The sequence below is a fragment of the Saliphagus sp. LR7 genome (assembly GCF_003344565.1).
In the GTDB taxonomy this organism is placed as follows: Archaea; Halobacteriota; Halobacteria; order Halobacteriales; family Natrialbaceae; genus Saliphagus; species Saliphagus infecundisoli.
In genome coordinates this window covers 141417-158753 of sequence record NZ_QPND01000005.1, presented here as the reverse complement: position 1 = coordinate 158753, position 17337 = coordinate 141417, and the positions used below count along the sequence as shown (strand labels likewise).

The following is a 17337-nucleotide window of genomic DNA, read 5'->3' as shown; positions in this document are numbered from 1 at the left end:
TATGGACGAGACCGATGAGCCCTGGGAGATTGCCCGCGACCTAACACAAAAACAGTACAAATCACTTGCGGCGCTCCGGAACCTGAACGGCGAAGCGCGGACTCCCGAGGTGACTGGCGCGGTCGAAGGATTGTACGCTCAGATTGTGAACCAGCACTACCAGAAGATGATCGGCGCTGGCCTCGTTGAGAAGGTCGACGAGGGGCGTGGAGACGGTAGCCACCCACTCCCACGGGAGGGGTTCAAGTATCGAATTACTGAGAGAGGTCGTGAGGTCCTCACAGCGGCCCAGGAGGACTACGGAATGTCGCTCCCAGAAGAGCGCACAGTCCGCAAGCGCTTCGACCGTCTCGAGGGTCGGATCGGCTCGCTCGAACAGCAGGTCAACCGACGGTCCGACGCCGGCGCCGGTGACGACGATCTCGAGGTCCGGGTGGGGAACCTCGAGGAGCGCGTCGACACGATCGAAGAGAAGCAGGATCTCCTGGTGGATGATCTCCGCAAGGTGGCGGAGTTTCTCGAGGAGACCCGCGAAGAGGTCGGGCTCGGGGGGTTCTGGGACGAGCGGGAAAACGAATAATATTCTGAAGGTAGAGTGAGCTAACATGAAGCGCTCACTCACGCGGCGCGAACTGGTTCGAGGTGGCGTGTCGGTGGGCCTCCTCGGTGGAGCCACCTCGCTCGCTGGGTGCATGGGGATGGGAGATGGAACCGGTGGAGCGGCTACCCAGCAGCAACAACACCAGGCGGGCGTCTCGTTAGGTGGTTTGAATGTCGTTCCGTCGATCGACCCGTCCGAGGTCAAGGACCGGTTTGCCGGTGTTGTGAATCTCGTCGAGGACTACGGTGCCGATCCGACTGGCGAGGAACCGATGAACGAGGCTCTGGAATCAGCGTGGGGCGATGACACGCTGATCGTGCTTCCCGAGGGCGAGTACAAGATGAATCGCAAGTTCCGGCGCACGAGCGGGAGCAACGTCGGCTTGATCGGCCAGAATGCGGTCATTCGGCACGGCAAGGTCGAGGCGATTAACAGCCATCTCGTTCTCCAGGGCGAGTACCAGGGCGGGACGATGATGTTCCGCCTCGGAACGTCGACAAACCCCATCGAGGACATCCTCTTCGGCGGGTTCATCTTCGACTGGGCATGGCACGAGAACGCAGGAATGCAAGCGCTGAACGCCTTTGTCGGCGGTGAGAGTGAGATTCGGAATATCGTCTTTAACGGGACCCACTCGCTCGGGACACACGGAAATCTGCGTGTCGCAGCGGCCTCGCCAGAGTCAGTCGTGTTCGTCGATTCGATTGATATGCGCGGTGGCGGACTCCACTTTCGAGATACGATCAACACGCGAACGACCCGCCGGTACGGGGGCCACACCGAGCGGCTCCCCTTCGGCCAGTCTTGGAGCACACAGGGCATTGTGGGCCACCCCGATCAGGCGGGAACATCGATATTCAGGCATATCGTCACCGGCCCGTGGCCGGGGAGTCCGATCTACGTCAGAGGAGGGTCGGGACGGAAGATCGTTTCCGAGTGCATCGTCGCGAACGGCGGGAGTAACCAGATCCGAACGAACGGCGGGAATAACTGGGAGCCGGTAGAGTGGCTGGACGGCACGACTGACTGGCAGGAAGCTCGTGATGGCCCATACGGACAAACGACGATAGAGAACTGCCTGTGTGTAGTCGAGAAGGACCCCGAAGGGGTGTATCTGCCGCAGACAGGGATCTTGTTCCAGGACGGCCCGCAACTCGTCCGAAACTGTGAGATCGACATCGGTATCGCCGATGGACGCGGTGGGGGTGGAACATACGGCATCGGAACTCGAGGTGAGGGGGGTGCAAAGCCGGCCGGACCGGCCGTGGTGGAGAATACCACCATCACGCTCCGTGAGGACACCGACGCGATCTACGTCTCGCCGTACACGAACTCGCTAAAGGTCCGGGATGTTGCGATCAACACGGTCGGGTGGGAAGGCACCGCTGGGGAACTCATCGGTGGTGTCGGTCCCGATCTGCTCGAAAATCTCACGCTCAACGGCGAGTCCTGGCGCTAACCAATATCCGACTGGTACCTGGTTGTTTCTAACTGATGTCAATATGGGGTCAGACTGGTGCCGGGTTTGTATCTCGTCTGGGTACGTCAGTCGCTGACCCCGTGGCCAATCGCAAGCATGATAGTGAGGAACCAGAACCCACCGACGATTCCCCGACGGAGATACGTCTACTGGTATGAGGTTCATTGGCGTATCTCCAGAAGACGGCCCCGGCGGCGACGAGTACAACTGGGAAGGCAATACCCCACTGGCCGAACTGGAGCAGGCCCAGCACGATAGTTCCGCCTGTGAGGATGCGCGCCGACATGGCGTTGATCTCACTAAAGATCCCAATCGTGATAGTTCAATTCCATCTCACTGCTGTTTAGGGTTTAGGCGTGGTCCAGGGTTCCTATGCTATTCCTCGGGTCGGAGATCGCGACCGGCAAACAGCAGCATCCCCTTCCAGGTGAGACCGTGGCGCTGGCGGGTCTTGTTTACGAGTTCATACTGCCCCATCTCGTCAACACTGTCGCCTTCTGGGAGACCGTTCAACTCTCGGCGAGAATGCATTAGGAGGCCGCGCCAGGTCATTCCGTACTCGCTTTTCAAGTCGTCAAGCATCTCATACTGATCGGGTGGCATCTCGACCGATACGTAACGCATCTGGTCTTCGCCTGGCACTTCGATGTTAATCGCTTTCGTCTTCCCGTCCCGGCCTGTCGAGTGGTCAACCACAGAAACCACCGGAACCGGCCAGCCGGTACCCCATAGCATAAATCGGAGACACAATAGCCTGGGTTTCCCCGCCCCTTCCTTAAAGATTCTCGCTGAACAGAAAGAGAACCTTTCTCGCCGACAGTTTTATTGTCTACGTAACGAATAGTCTGTTATGGCAACCTCATCTGAGACGTGCTCAGAAATGAGGTGGGCACTGCTCACGATGGGTGCCATTAGTATTAGCAATTACCATGACGGGTAATAAAACCTTGGATAAGGACAATGTCACAGACAGTGAACCGAAACACTCCTTCCCTGCTCGCGTAGTGCTGTGGGTCCTCGCGGTGCTCCAGGGTGCCCATCGGAATGTCACTGAACTCGGCGATCGGATGGTGCCGGCGGCGAAAGCGTTCCTGGTTGGTGCCGTTGCGATCGTCGTGGCGAGCAACCCGGCGGCGGCCCAGAGCTATTGTGATGAGGGAATCGGTCTACTGATCGCCGATACCCAAGTCATGCTCTGGCAGTTCGTCGTCGGCCTCCTCGTGATCGTCGCCTTGATCGGCTTGGTGCTCCGGGCGTTCCCGCTGTTCACCGGCGCAACGGCGACGGGGAATCTGATGATCGTCGGCGTGATCGTCGGAGTGATCGGCTTCGTATTCATCTTGACGTTCATTGAGTTCGCCTTCGGCGTCGTCGGTGGGCCGGGAATCGCCGAGGGCTGCTCGCCATTCCTTTAGGGGGTGCACGAATGCGCCTCCGCCGATCGCTCCGAGGTGCCGTGCTCGTCTGTTTCGTAGTCGCGCTAGTCGCCAGCCTGGGGTTTGCCGCGTTTGCGGGGTCGCCTGCTGCCGGCGTAGTCGCGGCCCAAGACAATGGGAGCGAAAATGGGTCCGGTCTCCCTGGCGGCGACCCGGTAATGCCAGGGAGCGACAACGAAAGCGCGAACGAATCGGGAGGTGGCGACGGTGGTGGGGCTGGTGGACTCCTCGACGGCATCACTCCATCGAACCCCGTGCCGTCGATCCAAGAGACCCTTGAGAACGCATGGGAATGGATTGCGAATCAGTTCCAGACGACGATGGTCGAGTTGATTGACGACGTCGTGAATCAACTCCTCGGGACGCCGACGATTGAGAACGATGGTGCCTGGGGTATTCTGGGAACCCCGGTCGACGCCGAGACGGCGGCGGAAGTGGACCAAGCCGAGAACGAACAAAACGGGGCAGGAGGATTCTCGGCACAGATCTATACGAACCTCTACAACTCGGTCTACCTTGAGTTCGTCATCCCTCTTATCGGCGCGGTCGTTGGTTTGATGGCCCTGACCGTGCTAGTGGGTCCGGCACTCTCGGCGTTTACACAGCGCCGAATGGTCTCCGTTATTGGGTCTGCAGCGCTGGCGGTGTTCCTGATCGTCGCTTCCTGGGAGTTCGCTGCGTTGATGCATGCCTTCTCGGACGGCGTGACACAGCATTTCCTCCCCACCGGTGAGGAAGTGATGACCGAGGACCGGGCGGCGGCTGGTGGTCCCCTTGCTGCGATGCTGGGGCTGTCGATCATCAGTGGCTCGACGAGTATCGCGCTACTCGCGATGCACGCGGTCCGTCATATACTGTTGTTCCTCTACCCGATCGTCCTGCCCGCGCTGTTCCTACTCGCCTATTGGGGCGGCCACCGGCGCGTGAAACAGACTGGCTCGTTCTTTATCTGGCAGTGGTACGGCCTGCTAGTGTGGAACTGGCCGACTGCGGTGCTACTTCGGGCGGCCTACGAACTTGAGTGGACGTTCCACTCGTCCGGGCTGGTCAATTTCGCGATGACGATGGGAATATTCCTGATCGCCGTCGGACTCCCGATCGCCATTAGCGGCTCGTTCGGGCTCATCGGGATGTCGATGCGGGGCGTTATGGCCTCGACCGCCAGTAGCGCATTCGCGAACACACAGAATCGGAGTGGCCACGCGACCGCGGCCGAACCCTCGAGAGACTCACGAACACGCCACGCCGAACGTCGCCTCAAGTCTGGCGGCGCCAACCCTGGAATCTCCGCAAAGAGCCGTGCGGCCGGCGCCTACGCTCGCGTCCGGTCGCGTTTCTCGCGGGGCTCGAACGAACAGTCCGACCCGGCGCCGTCTCGGAACCAGGCGAGGGTCGCACCCTACTCACGGAAACCAGCAACTGATGGCGGAGTCCACAGACGAAGCCGGTCGATGAGTACCGGTGTCACCCCTGCCCAGCGCCAGCGAACGAACCACAAGGGCACTGGCTCGAAGCCGACACCGCACCACAACCGAACGAACAACCGCTCGACGGTGATCGACGATGACTGACGAGTCCACGCACGACAGCGAGGGGATCGACTACAAAGTGTTCGGTGGGGCCTCGGGAGATCAGGTCGTTCTCGGTGTGAGCAAACTCGAGCTCGGGGCCGTACTCCTGCCGACGGCGACGATCTGGTTCATCGCCCGACAGGCCGTCCCGCCTGGCGGGCGGCTTCCCTTCTACGCGCTTGCGGTCGCGTGGGCGGCCCTTGGGCTCGGATTCATCGCTGCGAAGGAGCCCTGGCAGTCCGCCCTCGAGTACACGGAGACGATCGTCCGCTTCACCACCCAGCAACAGACCATGCTGTACGACAGAAATCCCACAGAGTCCGGCATCGCACAGCCGACGAACGACTCGATACTCGGGCGTCTCGCGCGCCTGCCCGGCGTCGACGCGATCCCGTTCGTCGGCGGCTCGGGAGCACCCGAGGAGAAGGCCGACGAGGAGGACCGGCTGCTGCGCTCCCAAGACATCGTCCAGTTCGAGCGCGCATACAGCGCCACTCCGGCACTCGAAACCGACGAGGGAACGATCGTCGGCGCCATCGAGATCTCGCCGGCGAACATGGTCACGGCGAGCGACGACGCCTGGCAACGCCAAGCCGAGATCTATGCGAAGGTGCTGAACACGGCGCTCTCGGGCTCGATCCAGGTCTCGGAGTATATGCGGATGGTCGACTACACGCCCCGGATCGAGCGCTACCGCAAGCGCCACGACGAGATCGTGACCACTGGCGACGGCCTCGCCCAGCCCGGCGAGATCGCCTACGAGGACCTTCCGTTCGGCATGAAGGTCCATGCTGACCTCTGCGAGGAGCGTGCCGACGTCGTCTCGACGTACGACCTCTCGACACTGGTCGTCGATCCGTACGTGATCGTCGAGGTCGAACCCGCCGACGTCGTCTCCAGCGACGACATAGAGGGTGGCCTGACGTCGATCCCGCTCGTCGGCCGGGCGTACACGAACGTCAAACTCCACCAGCTGCGGAAATCGGGCGAACACATCCCAGAGATGATCGACCTCCTCGAGAACCGCCTCGACACGCTCACTGACGCGATCCGGCGCCTGGAGGGCGTGCGGGCGACCACGATCCCGAGCGAGAAGCTCGCCCAGGTCGCTGCCGATCACTACCAGGCGGCCAATGTTTACGCCCACGCCGACTACACCTCGCTCGTCCGGCAGAACCCAGTTCCCGTCCCCGAAGAAGCGACCTCGACGAAGATCGACACGGAAGCCGACCGAGACTACGCGAGCGATCCCGAGTACGAGCTCACGTACGCCCACCTGGACGCCGAGGCCGAGCGCGACCCAACCACGACGCTCTCGCGCACACACTCGCGGCTCGCAACGGCCGAGAAACACGCCCAGTTCGCCGCCGCGACGGATGAACGGGGACCGACCGCGAACGCCACCGAGAGCAGCAAGGGAGCAGCCACCGAAGCCAGCACGGACGGGGGCGAGGCACTCGACAACGACACTGGTGGTGAGTGGGGCTCGGGCTTTCCCGATCGCTCCCCTGGTGTCACGGAGGTCGCCGCCACCCAGGAGCAACTCGACGAACAGTTCCAGTCGCTGCTCGCGCCGGAGTCGTTCGACCGATCGACTGGCTCCTACGTCACGATCGACGACGAACTCCACTCGGCGACGATGTTCATCTCCTCGTGGCCGAAAGATCCCCCACAGGGCATTCTTGAGACAGTCCTCCGGTTCGATGATGCGGAGGTCGCGACGAACGTCACTACGCATATCGACGTCCTCGACCAGGAGAAGGCCGAGCGGGAATTGGCCGACCTCGAGGACGCCCTCGAGAGTAAAGCCGAGCGCGTCGAGAACTCGAAGCTCTCGATGTTCGGCGAGCGCTACCGGGAGGATCAGGAGGAAGCGCAGGCGATGCTTCAGTCGTTTCTGGCGAGCGGGCACGATATGTTCGAGGCCCAGACCTACATCGAGGTCCAATCACGTCGCCCGGACGCGATCGAGCGGGCGATCCGATCGATCCGCTCGAAACTCGCCGACGAAGGCGCCGACGTTACCGTGCTCCACCGGAACCACGACCGGGGCCACCAGACGCTTGCGCCGGCCTGTCAGGACAAAATCGACCAGAAGGTGAAGATCCGAGCGGACGGGCTGGCGACGACGAACGCCTGGACGACGAAGAACCTGTACGATCCGACGGGGATCGACATCGGCGAGAACATGGCGACGAACGAACCGCTCTCCGTCGATATCTACAAGCGGGACGCAGGCTACAACTGGATGATCGTCGGGAAAACCGGCGCCGGCAAGACCGTGACGTCGAGCGAAGTGCTCTGGCGCCAGAAGACGAGCAATCCCGAGATGTTCATGGCGGTGATTGACCCGCTCCAGGAGTTCGCGAACCTCCAACAGATCTTTGACGGCGAGCGGATCGTCGTCGGCTCCACCAACCTCAATCCGTTCGACATCTCCCCGACACCCGAAGACAAGTTGGACGTGATCGGCTGGGATGCCCCCTACACCGAGTGGGTGGACTCGAATCTCGATTTCGTCGAGCTCTACTACAACACACAGAACTTCGATTTCTCCGAGAAGCGGGCCGTCTGGAACCAGGCGATCAAGGAAGCCGGCGAGCGAAAGGGGATCGGGACGGATCCGAAGACCCACGCGGCCGAACACCGCGAGGCAGAGGGGTATGATGGCAATTCCCCCACGGTCCTCGACGTCATCGACGTGATCCGGGAGATGTCCGACGACGCGTCCGCGTTCGTCGACGATCCCGGCAACGAGCGCCAGCTCGAAGACCGGGAGGCGAAGGCCACCGATATCATCAACAACCAGGTCGAGCCGTTCAAAGAGGGTGGCCACCTCGAACACCTCGCCCACCAGACGGAGGTCGACCTCTCGGAGACGGACTTCGTGTGGGCGGACCTCCAACTCAAGGAGGGCGATGAAGAGGGCGGCGGCCTCATGATGCACCTGCTGCTCGATCTCCTCTACAACGAGGTGAAAGCGAGGCCGGAGCCGGGGATGATCTTCTGTGACGAGTTCCACTACCTGCTCCGGGACGACATGACCGTCAAGTCCCTCTCCCAGAAGTACCGCCACCACCGCCACTGGGACCTCTCGATCGGTGCCGGCACCCAGAGTCACAAGGACTTCTTCGGCACCGACAGCGACGGCAACGTCCACATGACGGACAACGCCGAGACGATGATGGAGCTCTCCTCGATGGAGATCTATCAGTTCGTCGAGGGCATGAACGAGAAGTGGGCGAAGAAGCTCGGGCTCACCGAGGAAGAGGGGGAGATCATCGCCGGCCTCCAGAAAGGGAACAAGGCCGACGGCTTCTCCGAGGCACTGCTCCGCGTCGACGACGAGGGCTGTTTCCCGGCCCGTGTTCGGATGGACCGGGACATGAACCCCCGCGAGTCGGTCGCGCTCATGTACGATCCCTCGACCCACGGCGAGGACTACCGCGAGTACCTCGAGACACACGACGACGTCTGCAACTGGAGGTGGTCGAAGTGACGCGCTCGACCCGACGGAGCGCGTTCGTTCGGATTCTCACGTTCTTCGCACGGCCATGTTACCCGGCCGGGGTCATTGCCGGCTTCGCGGCGATCGCCAGTTGGGTGACGTATGTATCGGCCAAGACTGCCGGAGACGCGGCGGTCGCTGACACCTTTGCGTACGTGGCTTTCTGGTTCGGGGCACTCAGTGTCCTGATGCTCGGCTTCGCCATGTTCGTGGCGACACTCGCGTTGACCGAGGATCTGGCCCAACAGATCTGGGCTCGCCACGGTTGGAGGTGGTCCTGAGATGGGCCTCGGCAACCGGGCGATCGGCGGGACGAAACGGAAGCTGGGGATCGGCTCGCCCTACGGGACGCTCGAACTCGACGCCGATCGGATCGAGCGGCTGTACGAACGAACGCCAGCCCGCCACTCGGTCTCGATCCAGCCGAACAAAGAGGGCGGTGGGATCACGAACGCGATCGACCTCCTGACGGCGGTCCACACGGCCGGCAAGAAGGGCCTCCCGGTGATCGGCTCGCGGGACGTTCCGACGCATTCGTTTGAAATGCGGAACATCAACGGTCGGATCGGCTTTCAGTACGTGATGGGCTCGGAGAAAGCCCAGCGTCAGATCGAGCGCCAACTCGAGACCTTCTATCCGAACGCCCACGTCAACGTCAGTGAGCACCCCCATCCAGGGCTCCTGCCGCTCGAAGAGGGACGCCACGTGGCCGCGGCCGTCCTCAAGCTCCGGAAACGCACGGACGGGAAACATCTCTACCCGATCCGACATATGGACATCGAGGGCTTCGAGAACGATCCCTACGGCTCGATCACCGCCGAGATGATCGGCGAACGTGAGAGCGACGTCGTCTCCGATATCGCCGTCCAAACGATTTTCGAGCCGGCACCGGGCGACTGGTGGAAAGGTGGGCTGTTCGGAACGTCGATCGACGACGTCGCCGACGAACTCAAGAACCCGACCAAAGAGTTCGGCCTGGTCGACGCGCTGAAATACGAAGCAAAGCCCGACGAGAGCACCCTCGAGGGCGAGGCGCGCGAGGCCTCCGAAAAAGACCGGAAGGCCTCGAAAATCGTTCGCGAACAGCGCGGCGAGAAGGGATTTCGGTTGAACGTTCGCATTCTGGCGGTGAGCGACGACCCCGACCAGGCGATCGCTCGTGTCGACGAGACGGCCCAGATGTTCGACGGCTACTACGAGAGCGCCACCGAGCAGGGCTTCGAGATCTGCCCGCAGTGGGACACAAAACTCAGGAAGACGTTGAACCGGGCGTTTGCTCGCGAGCGCGCTGATCGGAAGATGATCATGGGCGTCCGGGCCGCGGCGGGGCTGATGCATATCCCGAACGAGACGATCAACACCCAGGACGTCGACTGGTCGTTGACCTCTCATTCCGGCGATGTCCCCGCCGACGCGCCCCGATTCGTTGACTGGCAGGTTCCCGAGACCGTCGACTGGGACGACCCCGATCGATCACACACCGCCGACGACTGGGCGTACGCGATCGGGCCGACCTGGACGCCGCCGGATGAGCGAGAGCCGGAGGGCTTCGATGGCCTCGTCGACGAACGGGAGGATGAACCGGACGACCGACTGACTGCGGACGATGACACGGAGGCCGAAGCATGAGCCTGAACCCGTTTTCCGAGACCCAGAGCGAATCCGAGACTGAGAAGTTCGGCGCACGGATCGAGGGCGAGGACGACCCCTCGAAGCCAGTTTTGATCAACAACAAGGAGTGGCAAATCAACCGGTATGATCCCGTCTCCGAAGAGGTCGAAGCCTTCGCGGGGGCGTGGCCCCGGGCGATGATCGAGAACGCGAAGGCCGAACCCAAACAGCCGCTCTGGATCGGCGTCTCCGAGAGTACGGGTCGGGAGGTTCCGGTCGAGTTCGACCGGCTGTTTCGCCACGTCTTCTACGGGGGCTCGACGGGGACGGGGAAGACGACGAAGATGTACAACGACGCCGTGGCGCTGATGTATGCCGGCCACGGGATCACGGTGATCGACCCGAAGGGCGACGACATCTATGACCTGCTCCGACGGGTCCCGAAGGATCGGTGGGACGACGTGATCTACATCGCGCCCGGTGACGACTACATCGATCGAACGGTCGGCTTCAATCTCTTCGCGACCTATCACGGCCCCGACGAACCCGGCTTCGACGAAGAGATCGAGGGGATCGTCGACGACTTCAAGAACCTCATCGCCGCCGGCGAATACTGGGGGCCGCGGATGGACCGGATCATGAAGACGATGGTCCGCGGCATGGTCCGTCACCCGCGGGACTTCACCCCGATCGAGCTGTACTACACGCTCCTCGACGAGGAGAACCGCGCCGAGTACGCGGGCCTGATCGACGACCAGATCGACGACGATGATATCCTCTTCCTCGAGGGATTTACGCGCCGGATCGCCGACGAACTCTCCGACAGCGACCTGGATCCGCTGATCGGCCGGCTCAAGGATTGGGTCGAGAACCCGATGACCCGTCAGATCATCGCCCAGCGCGAGAGCAACGTCTCGATCGCTGAAGCCGTCAACGAGGGCAAGATCGTGATCGTGAAAAACGACCTGCCCAGCGAGGCCCAGACGATGGTCGCGACGGCGGTCATGCGGCGGGTCTGGACCTGCGTCACCGACCGCGTTCCCGAATCGGAGCGAAAGGTCCGGGAACTCGCCGGCGTCGACGACACGGGCGCCGAGTACGATCCGTACTTTCTGATGATCGACGAGTGCGATGACGTCCTCACCGAAGCCTCCCAGATCGACACGATGCTCACCAAGGCGCGCTCGAAGCGGCTGAGCCTGATGCTCGCCACGCAGACGCTCCACCAGCTGGACGAGAGCGCCCAACAGGCGATCCTCTCGAACTGTAATACCCTGGTGTCGCTGAACCCGCTGCTCCCCGCAGAGGCCAGCGCCCTCGCCAAGCGATTCGGTGGGAAGGACCCCGACGATCTCACGCAGATTCCCGACTACCACGCCCAGACGAAGCTTCGCCACGAGGAGGACTCCTTTATGGCGAAGCTCACGCCGCCGTATCCGCCGCTGCACACGATCGAAGAGGCGTTCGATCTCATCCAGCAGTCGATCGACGACTACGGCGTGGAGCGCCAGTCGGGGCGTGAGATCATGGACGAGATGTTCTTCGCCGACACGGGCCAATCCCGCGGCGCCCAGGAGGTCGGCCTCGAGAACACCGCGGCTCCCGACGTCGAGGAGCCAATGGCCGTCGACGACACGGAGACGGCCCAGCGTGCGGTGAAGGCGGTTTACGACGCGATCATCCGTGCCGGCGAGGACGCCTCGGCGATATCGTCGACGGAGGCCCGCGAACGGATCGGCGAGGCGACCGGTCTCGAATCGCGGCCAGCCTCGAACATGATCGAGCGCCTCGCCTCGGTCGGTGCGATCAGCCAGCGCTCGACGTCGGACGGGCTCGAAGTCACTGTCACGTCCGAGGGTCGAGAGATGATCGGGCTCCAGACCGGGAGTGGTGGCTCCGGCGGTGTGGACGAACACCGCTTCATGCTCCGCCAAGTGTACGAGTGGGGGACGTGCCTGGGGTACGACATGGAGCTGCCGACCCAGGACGGCGACGAGCTTCCCGACGCCGTCGGCGAGGTTCCGCCGGACGTCCTGCCATCCGACGGCCTCGGCGACCTCACCGACGACGAGCGCGAGCAGCTGCTCCGAACCCGTCTCGAGGGAGAGTACGAGGAGATTCTCGCGCTCTCGGGGACGGGCACGTTCTATATCGAGGTCGAGTCGAAGGGGCTCACGAAGCCGGCGGGGCCGATCAAGAACGCCGCGAAAGCCCCCGGCCCCGAGCAACTCCTGTTCGTCGTCGAGGACGGCGGCGACAAGGGGCTGACCGCGAAGGCCGAAACATTGGGAGGGATCTTCGGGGTCGAAACGGAGGCGACGCCGTTCACATCGACGCGGATCCCGGACGATGCACGCCGGAAGTTCTACACACGCAATCGGCTCACGATGAACCCCGACCGCCTCGACTCTGAGCCTGACATGTTCGCGGTAGTGGAGGGCGGCGTGACGACCGAATGGGTCGAATACCCGAACGAGACGATCGTCTGTCGGGAACGTGGCGGTGGGAAGACAGTCATCGAGTTCGACGACGCCGATGAGTTCCGGGAACGCGATCTTGCGGACGCCCCGGCGATCGTCTACTACCACGCCGACCGGGAGGGTTATGCTGTAGAGATCGACGGCACGCTCGAACGCGTCTATGGCTCGAAGGCCAAACTGACCGAGGACTGGTCGTGGGTGTACGAGCCGCTGATCCCCGACGTGCTGTTTACCGAGTACGGGTACGACGCCGTCCCCGAGCCCGAAGCGTTCCGGATCGCGATCGTGCCCCACGACGATCGCGGCCTGGACGCAGACCTCCTCATGTACGATCCCGAGACTGGTGACGTGAGCGACGAGTACGTGACCGACACCAGCGGGATCGAGAGATACGAGACAGCATCCACAGCCGAGGAGGCAGCGCCGGACGAAGCGGACGCAGTGTCGCCATCAAAATCAGACCGCTCCGAGAGCGGTGAAGAGCGCCCCCTGGGGGAAGCGAGAGCGATCGCCGGGCCAGAGGATGAGCCCGACCACGAAGATACCGAGACCGGAAGTGACGACGACGACAGTGCAACCGATTTTGGCCTGATTTGATCGGCCTTCCCGTGAGCGCTCTCGCGTAGTGAGGCCGCCCATCGACCTATAATCTCTCTCCAACGGGGTCAACACGCTCTACGAACCCACCAACCCACCTCGAATGCGGTCGTCCCTAGCGGTCGACTACTCACGGATCCACCGAGAACGATCGTCGGCGATCATCACGAGGGACTTCTTGGAAGCGTGTGTCCGGAGACGACAGCTGTCCAGTGGACTGGAACAGATAAGGTGTGAGAAGGTATAAACGAAGCCACCCCGTAGTCGATCATATGACGATCACGAGCGACAAGGAGGTCCTCGGCGGGGAACCGCGGATCGAGGGGACCCGGATCGCCGTCCGCCACGTCGCCAGCAAAGTGATCGACGCCGGGCATCCACCGGCGTACGTCGCCGATCAATTCGACTGCTCGCTCGCGTCAGTGTACGAGGCACTCTCGTACTATTACGACAATCCCGAAGAGATGCGAGCGGCTGATCGAGCCAACGCAGCCGCGTTCGAACGCGTTCGGGACTCGTCGATCAAACCCAAAGAGCCGATTTCGTGACGCAGCCGTCGATCCTACTCGACGAACACGTCAGTCGGGTGTTCGAGCGAGTCCTTCGGGAACGCGGGTACGAGATTCACCAGGCGAAAGACCAGTTCGGTGAACGAACCACCGACCAGGACCTTCTGCAGTGGTGTCGGACGAACGATGTACTCCTCCTCTCGAACAATGCGAAGGATTTCGAAGAGCTCGATCAAGAACTCGATCATGCAGGCGTCCTCCTCTATTACGATCAAGGTCGCCCGGATGAGGATCCGGAAGGACTTGCTCGAGCTGTTGAGGCAGTTCTCGAACAGTATGGGATCGAAGAACTTGCAAACGAGCTGGTCGATCTCGGCGAATGGTATGAGTGGCTTCAGAGGGAGTGATCGCTCCTCTGGACACCTAATCCGGCCGTCAACAGCGGTCCCCTACTCACAAGTCGATTCTCGAGCGATCGTCGATGATCACCACGAGGGACACCCGCATGAGGAGCTACCGGAGACGACAGCTGTCCACAGGCCCAGGACTGCCCGGATTGAGTAGGGGGCGTGAGAACGGGAGATGTGATAAAAAAAGACTCCCAATCGATGTCAGTCGTTGTCTCTCCCTCGCAATAACACGATTATCATAGATCAACAGTCATTTCCGACCACTGGTGGGCATACAACTCGGCGTATTGCTCCGCCATCTCGTCGAGTGTAAGTAGATCTCTCTCCTCGGCATCCGTCTCGAAGGGCTCCTCTCCGCTACGATCGCTCAAGACCGACATCTCGAGGACGTCCGTTCCGTTCGGGTGAAAGCCGAGTAAGGTTTCGAGGTCGACATGGAACTCCGCCTCGGCGAACCAGCGATAGCCGTGGTACTGTGCGTAGAGTTCGCCGTACAGATCGAATAGTCGATTCACGCGGAGTTATCGTGGTAATACGTGAGGGCACGGTAGACATCGGCAGCATCTAGGTCGTGGCGATCAGCGACCATCCGTGGGTCGAGACTGCGATCTTCGACTTGTTTGTTGATGAATCGAGCCGTGAGTCGTCGCCCCTCGAGGTGAGGCTCGTCGTGGAGCGTCCGAACGATCCGGATCGCCACTTGGTTCATAGACATCGTACGGTGCCCGGTTGTGTAAACGTATCCGATGGGTGTGTAGACAAGGAAAACGAGGTCCTCCGTCAGCAAACCGATCACCTCGTCGACCGCGTCACCAACCTCGAGGGGCGTCGTTCGGCGTCGAGACCGTCGTCCGCAATTGGGGGGCCTGGAGCTGTACGTGCTGCTGGTAGAAACGTTTACTAAGTTTCGACCGTAACCGACAACTATGGCGACGGCAGTCAAGGTCGACGAGGGCGCGAAATCACGCCTCGAGGAACTCCAGGCGGAGATCCGGCTACGGACGGGGAAGACGGTTACGCAGCAAGACCTTCTGACACGTCTCATCGACGACGCGTACGAATCGCGCGACGCTGTCATCGATTCGTTCCGGGAGGCGACCGTTCCGCTCACGGACGCCGAGAAAGACGCCATGCGCCGGGATCGCTTCCGGTCGGGCGTCGAGACGGACGAATCGGACATCGACGACGTTCTATACGGATGACGATCCTCGTCGATACGGGTGTCCTGTATGCAGATCATGATCGCGACGCGTCCAGGCACGACGGCGCCACTGGGGCACTCGAGGCCGTCTACGACGGCGAGTTCGGCCAGCCATACGTGAGCGACTACATCTACGACGAAGCGGTCACGCTGACGCTCACACGAGGCGGTTCGTTCACGCCAGCGAAACACCTCGGGGACAAGCTCCGGGGTGTCGAACAGTATCCAGGGGTCTACGAGTTGCTCCACGTGTCCACGGCCGTGTTCACTGATGCGGTCGAGATCTTCGAGCAGTACAATGATCAGGCGCTGAGTTTCACCGACGCAACGACCGTTGCGCTCTCTCGACGGCACGATCTCGACGGCGTCATGAGTTTCGACGACGACTTCGATGGGATCGTGAACCGCATCGATCCGGCGACGGTCTGAGCAAGAAGAGAGCACCCATCCAACGAGCACAACTCGGTTAGAGGGCGCGGTCCTACCGGTCAGTATGGCCGAGATCGTGACGTCCGAGGGCGTTATGGGCGGCCAACCCCGACTCGATGGTCATCGAATCAGCGTCCTCCAGATCACTTTCATTTTATAGAATCGGGTGCGTATCCGGTCGAACAGGATGGATCCCGTTCGGATCGCACTCGTCGGAGACGAAACGGATACCGCTCGAGCTCTCACGGAAACTGCACGGGCAGAGCCCACGCTTGCCGTAGAGCAAACCGTCTCTACGGTAGCAGTCACAGACGAGCGTGCGGACTTCGATGCCGCACAGTGTGTGGTCGTCGCCGACGATGCGATCGAGGCGCCACTCCAGAACCTCTACGAGCAGCTTCGGATCGTCTATGCCGGGTATCCGACGGTGATCGTCTCCTCGCAGGTTTCACGCCCGTTCATCGATCACCTGCTTGCCGATAGCGCAGCCGAGTTCGTCTATGCCCCCGACGACGATCTCCCTGCTCGACTGCTCGCGGCGCGGTGTCGGTCCCTGCTCGCAGGGCAGTGACTCCTCGGCCTCCCGAGGCCCCGCTCTCTCGGCGGCGGTCACGATCAGTATGCGTACAGAGCCCTCCGGGTGCCTCCCCGGGCGCTGGCCGCCGGGTCAGCCGTCGGTATACTGACGCTCCCACCGAATCGATCGGCTCGTCGGGTGGGGCGTGCTCCAGTCAGCCATCCATATACTGGCGCTCCCACTGTCGGCGCTCGCCGAGCGCATCGTCGCCTTCAGCGGTGAGCGCATAGAAGTTCGTCCGGCCGTCGAGCTCCCCTTTCTCGACGACCCCCTCGTCGACGAGTCGCTCGAGATTCGAATAGAGGTGAGAATCGTTGAGTTCGGTCCGGTAGTACTCCTCGAGCTCGGCTTTGATCGTCTGCCCCGATGGACGGGCGAACCCCGCGAGCACCACCAAGAGATCCCGTTGGAACGCACTCACGCCATCCATCGGATCCCACCTCCGATCGCTCCCTCCGATTCCTGCTCTCGTGTGTCTCGATACGAGCGGTGGTCACCACCCTGGCCCGGACAACCGTTCTGCAGGACGTGACCTCCATATTTCCCCTTCGAGAGTGCCGCTCTCGAAATCCCCGGTTTTCTCATCCTCTCTGGGGCTTTGCAGCCCCTCCCTAAAACGTATTGACAACTATCGGTAGTTCGAGATCGCCATAGCCGACGAACGCACAACCGCCGTCTCCGCCATCGACGTCTCTACTCCGCTAGTGGTCGGTTTCCGTTTGTGTGACGTCGAGTTCTTCCCCACCGCCACCCAACGAACGTTATATAATATCCATCAGTCATGCCCATTGATGTCCAAATAATTATGCATATGGCCCACTAGATCAGTTCTGACATCCGCGTCAGCCGATGACGTGGGCTTCGGACACGACGTGCGAAAGCACAATGGTGGGGGCCATGTCAAAGATAGCCAAAGACGGATACTGC

General features: G+C 61.8%; 17 protein-coding genes. 13 read left to right on the top strand and 4 right to left on the bottom strand.

Annotated features, from left to right (window positions below; all coding sequences use genetic code 11):
- Position 1: 1 nt before the first annotated feature.
- Complete coding sequence (locus DVH23_RS09475) at positions 2-580, top strand: hypothetical protein (protein ID WP_114577201.1); 579 nt, start codon at positions 2-4, stop codon at positions 578-580.
- 337 nt (positions 581-917) lie between these two features.
- Positions 918-2060, top strand: coding sequence for a hypothetical protein (locus tag DVH23_RS09470; protein WP_232833728.1), 1143 nt, complete (start codon positions 918-920; stop codon positions 2058-2060).
- Between the two features lie 396 nt (positions 2061-2456).
- Here DVH23_RS09470 and DVH23_RS09465 read toward each other — a convergent pair whose 3' ends face one another.
- Positions 2457-2777 (bottom strand): hypothetical protein, encoded by a 321-nt coding sequence (locus tag DVH23_RS09465; RefSeq protein ID WP_157972373.1) that lies wholly within the window; start codon positions 2775-2777, stop codon positions 2457-2459.
- A 308-nt stretch (positions 2778-3085) separates the two neighbouring features.
- Here DVH23_RS09465 and DVH23_RS09460 point away from each other — a divergent pair, with 308 nt between their 5' ends.
- The 8 genes from DVH23_RS09460 (at position 3086) to DVH23_RS09425 (ending at position 14200) form a co-directional block, all read left to right on the top strand.
- Complete coding sequence (locus DVH23_RS09460; protein ID WP_114577198.1) at positions 3086-3496, top strand: hypothetical protein; 411 nt, start codon at positions 3086-3088, stop codon at positions 3494-3496.
- 179 nt (positions 3497-3675) lie between these two features.
- Positions 3676-5088: a hypothetical protein gene (locus DVH23_RS09455; RefSeq protein WP_157972372.1), complete on the top strand. Its 1413-nt coding sequence runs from the start codon at positions 3676-3678 to the stop codon at positions 5086-5088.
- Complete coding sequence (locus DVH23_RS09450; RefSeq protein WP_114577196.1) at positions 5081-8587, top strand: VirB4 family type IV secretion system protein; 3507 nt, start codon at positions 5081-5083, stop codon at positions 8585-8587. The genes DVH23_RS09455 and DVH23_RS09450 overlap by 8 nt, the downstream gene beginning before the upstream one ends.
- Positions 8575-8877 (top strand): hypothetical protein, encoded by a 303-nt coding sequence (locus DVH23_RS09445; protein WP_114577195.1) that lies wholly within the window; start codon positions 8575-8577, stop codon positions 8875-8877. Before DVH23_RS09450 ends, DVH23_RS09445 begins: the two co-directional genes overlap by 13 nt.
- Before the next feature lies 1 nt (position 8878).
- Positions 8879-10225 (top strand): hypothetical protein, encoded by a 1347-nt coding sequence (locus DVH23_RS09440; RefSeq protein ID WP_114577194.1) that lies wholly within the window; start codon positions 8879-8881, stop codon positions 10223-10225.
- On the top strand, positions 10222-13284 hold the full coding sequence (locus DVH23_RS09435) for a type IV secretory system conjugative DNA transfer family protein (protein ID WP_114577193.1): 3063 nt from the start codon (positions 10222-10224) through the stop codon (positions 13282-13284). Before DVH23_RS09440 ends, DVH23_RS09435 begins: the two co-directional genes overlap by 4 nt.
- A gap of 272 nt (positions 13285-13556) precedes the next feature.
- Entirely contained in the window at positions 13557-13832 is a 276-nt protein-coding gene (locus tag DVH23_RS09430; RefSeq protein WP_114577192.1) for a DUF433 domain-containing protein, read from the top strand.
- A complete protein-coding gene (locus DVH23_RS09425) occupies positions 13829-14200 on the top strand; it encodes a DUF5615 family PIN-like protein (protein ID WP_114577191.1) in 372 nt (123 codons plus the stop codon). The genes DVH23_RS09430 and DVH23_RS09425 overlap by 4 nt, the downstream gene beginning before the upstream one ends.
- Positions 14201-14439: 239 nt before the next feature.
- Here DVH23_RS09425 and DVH23_RS09420 read toward each other — a convergent pair whose 3' ends face one another.
- The gene (locus DVH23_RS09420; protein WP_114577190.1) at positions 14440-14718 is read right to left on the bottom strand and encodes a hypothetical protein; all 279 of its coding nucleotides are present in this window, start codon (positions 14716-14718) and stop codon (positions 14440-14442) included.
- Positions 14715-14912, bottom strand: a complete 198-nt coding sequence (locus DVH23_RS09415) for a hypothetical protein (protein ID WP_198667896.1) — start codon at positions 14910-14912, stop codon at positions 14715-14717. The genes DVH23_RS09420 and DVH23_RS09415 overlap by 4 nt, the downstream gene beginning before the upstream one ends.
- A 217-nt stretch (positions 14913-15129) precedes the next feature.
- Here DVH23_RS09415 and DVH23_RS09410 point away from each other — a divergent pair, with 217 nt between their 5' ends.
- The 3 genes from DVH23_RS09410 (at position 15130) to DVH23_RS09395 (ending at position 16404) form a co-directional block, all read left to right on the top strand.
- On the top strand, positions 15130-15405 hold the full coding sequence (locus DVH23_RS09410) for a hypothetical protein (protein ID WP_114577189.1): 276 nt from the start codon (positions 15130-15132) through the stop codon (positions 15403-15405).
- Positions 15402-15833, top strand: a complete 432-nt coding sequence (locus tag DVH23_RS09405) for a type II toxin-antitoxin system VapC family toxin (RefSeq protein WP_114577188.1) — start codon at positions 15402-15404, stop codon at positions 15831-15833. Before DVH23_RS09410 ends, DVH23_RS09405 begins: the two co-directional genes overlap by 4 nt.
- A gap of 187 nt (positions 15834-16020) precedes the next feature.
- A complete protein-coding gene (locus DVH23_RS09395; RefSeq protein ID WP_114577186.1) occupies positions 16021-16404 on the top strand; it encodes a hypothetical protein in 384 nt (127 codons plus the stop codon).
- Positions 16405-16564: 160 nt separating this feature from the next.
- Here DVH23_RS09395 and DVH23_RS09390 read toward each other — a convergent pair whose 3' ends face one another.
- The gene (locus tag DVH23_RS09390) at positions 16565-16840 is read right to left on the bottom strand and encodes a PadR family transcriptional regulator (RefSeq protein WP_114577185.1); all 276 of its coding nucleotides are present in this window, start codon (positions 16838-16840) and stop codon (positions 16565-16567) included.
- Between the last annotated feature and the right edge of the window lie 497 nt (positions 16841-17337).

Excerpts from the sequence above, each read along its gene's own strand:
- DVH23_RS09450 (WP_114577196.1), top strand. The coding sequence starts at position 5,081 with ATGACTGACGAGTCCACGCACGACAGCGAGGGGATCGACTACAAAGTG.
- DVH23_RS09455 (WP_157972372.1), top strand. The coding sequence starts at position 3,676 with ATGCCAGGGAGCGACAACGAAAGCGCGAACGAATCGGGAGGTGGCGAC.
- DVH23_RS09390 (WP_114577185.1), bottom strand. The coding sequence starts at position 16,840 with ATGGATGGCGTGAGTGCGTTCCAACGGGATCTCTTGGTGGTGCTCGCG.
- DVH23_RS09435 (WP_114577193.1), top strand. The coding sequence starts at position 10,222 with ATGAGCCTGAACCCGTTTTCCGAGACCCAGAGCGAATCCGAGACTGAG.
- DVH23_RS09440 (WP_114577194.1), top strand. The coding sequence starts at position 8,879 with ATGGGCCTCGGCAACCGGGCGATCGGCGGGACGAAACGGAAGCTGGGG.
- DVH23_RS09410 (WP_114577189.1), top strand. The coding sequence starts at position 15,130 with ATGGCGACGGCAGTCAAGGTCGACGAGGGCGCGAAATCACGCCTCGAG.
- DVH23_RS09415 (WP_198667896.1), bottom strand. The coding sequence starts at position 14,912 with ATGAACCAAGTGGCGATCCGGATCGTTCGGACGCTCCACGACGAGCCT.
- DVH23_RS09475 (WP_114577201.1), top strand. The coding sequence starts at position 2 with ATGGACGAGACCGATGAGCCCTGGGAGATTGCCCGCGACCTAACACAA.
- DVH23_RS09430 (WP_114577192.1), top strand. The coding sequence starts at position 13,557 with ATGACGATCACGAGCGACAAGGAGGTCCTCGGCGGGGAACCGCGGATC.
- DVH23_RS09405 (WP_114577188.1), top strand. The coding sequence starts at position 15,402 with ATGACGATCCTCGTCGATACGGGTGTCCTGTATGCAGATCATGATCGC.
- DVH23_RS09395 (WP_114577186.1), top strand. The coding sequence starts at position 16,021 with ATGGATCCCGTTCGGATCGCACTCGTCGGAGACGAAACGGATACCGCT.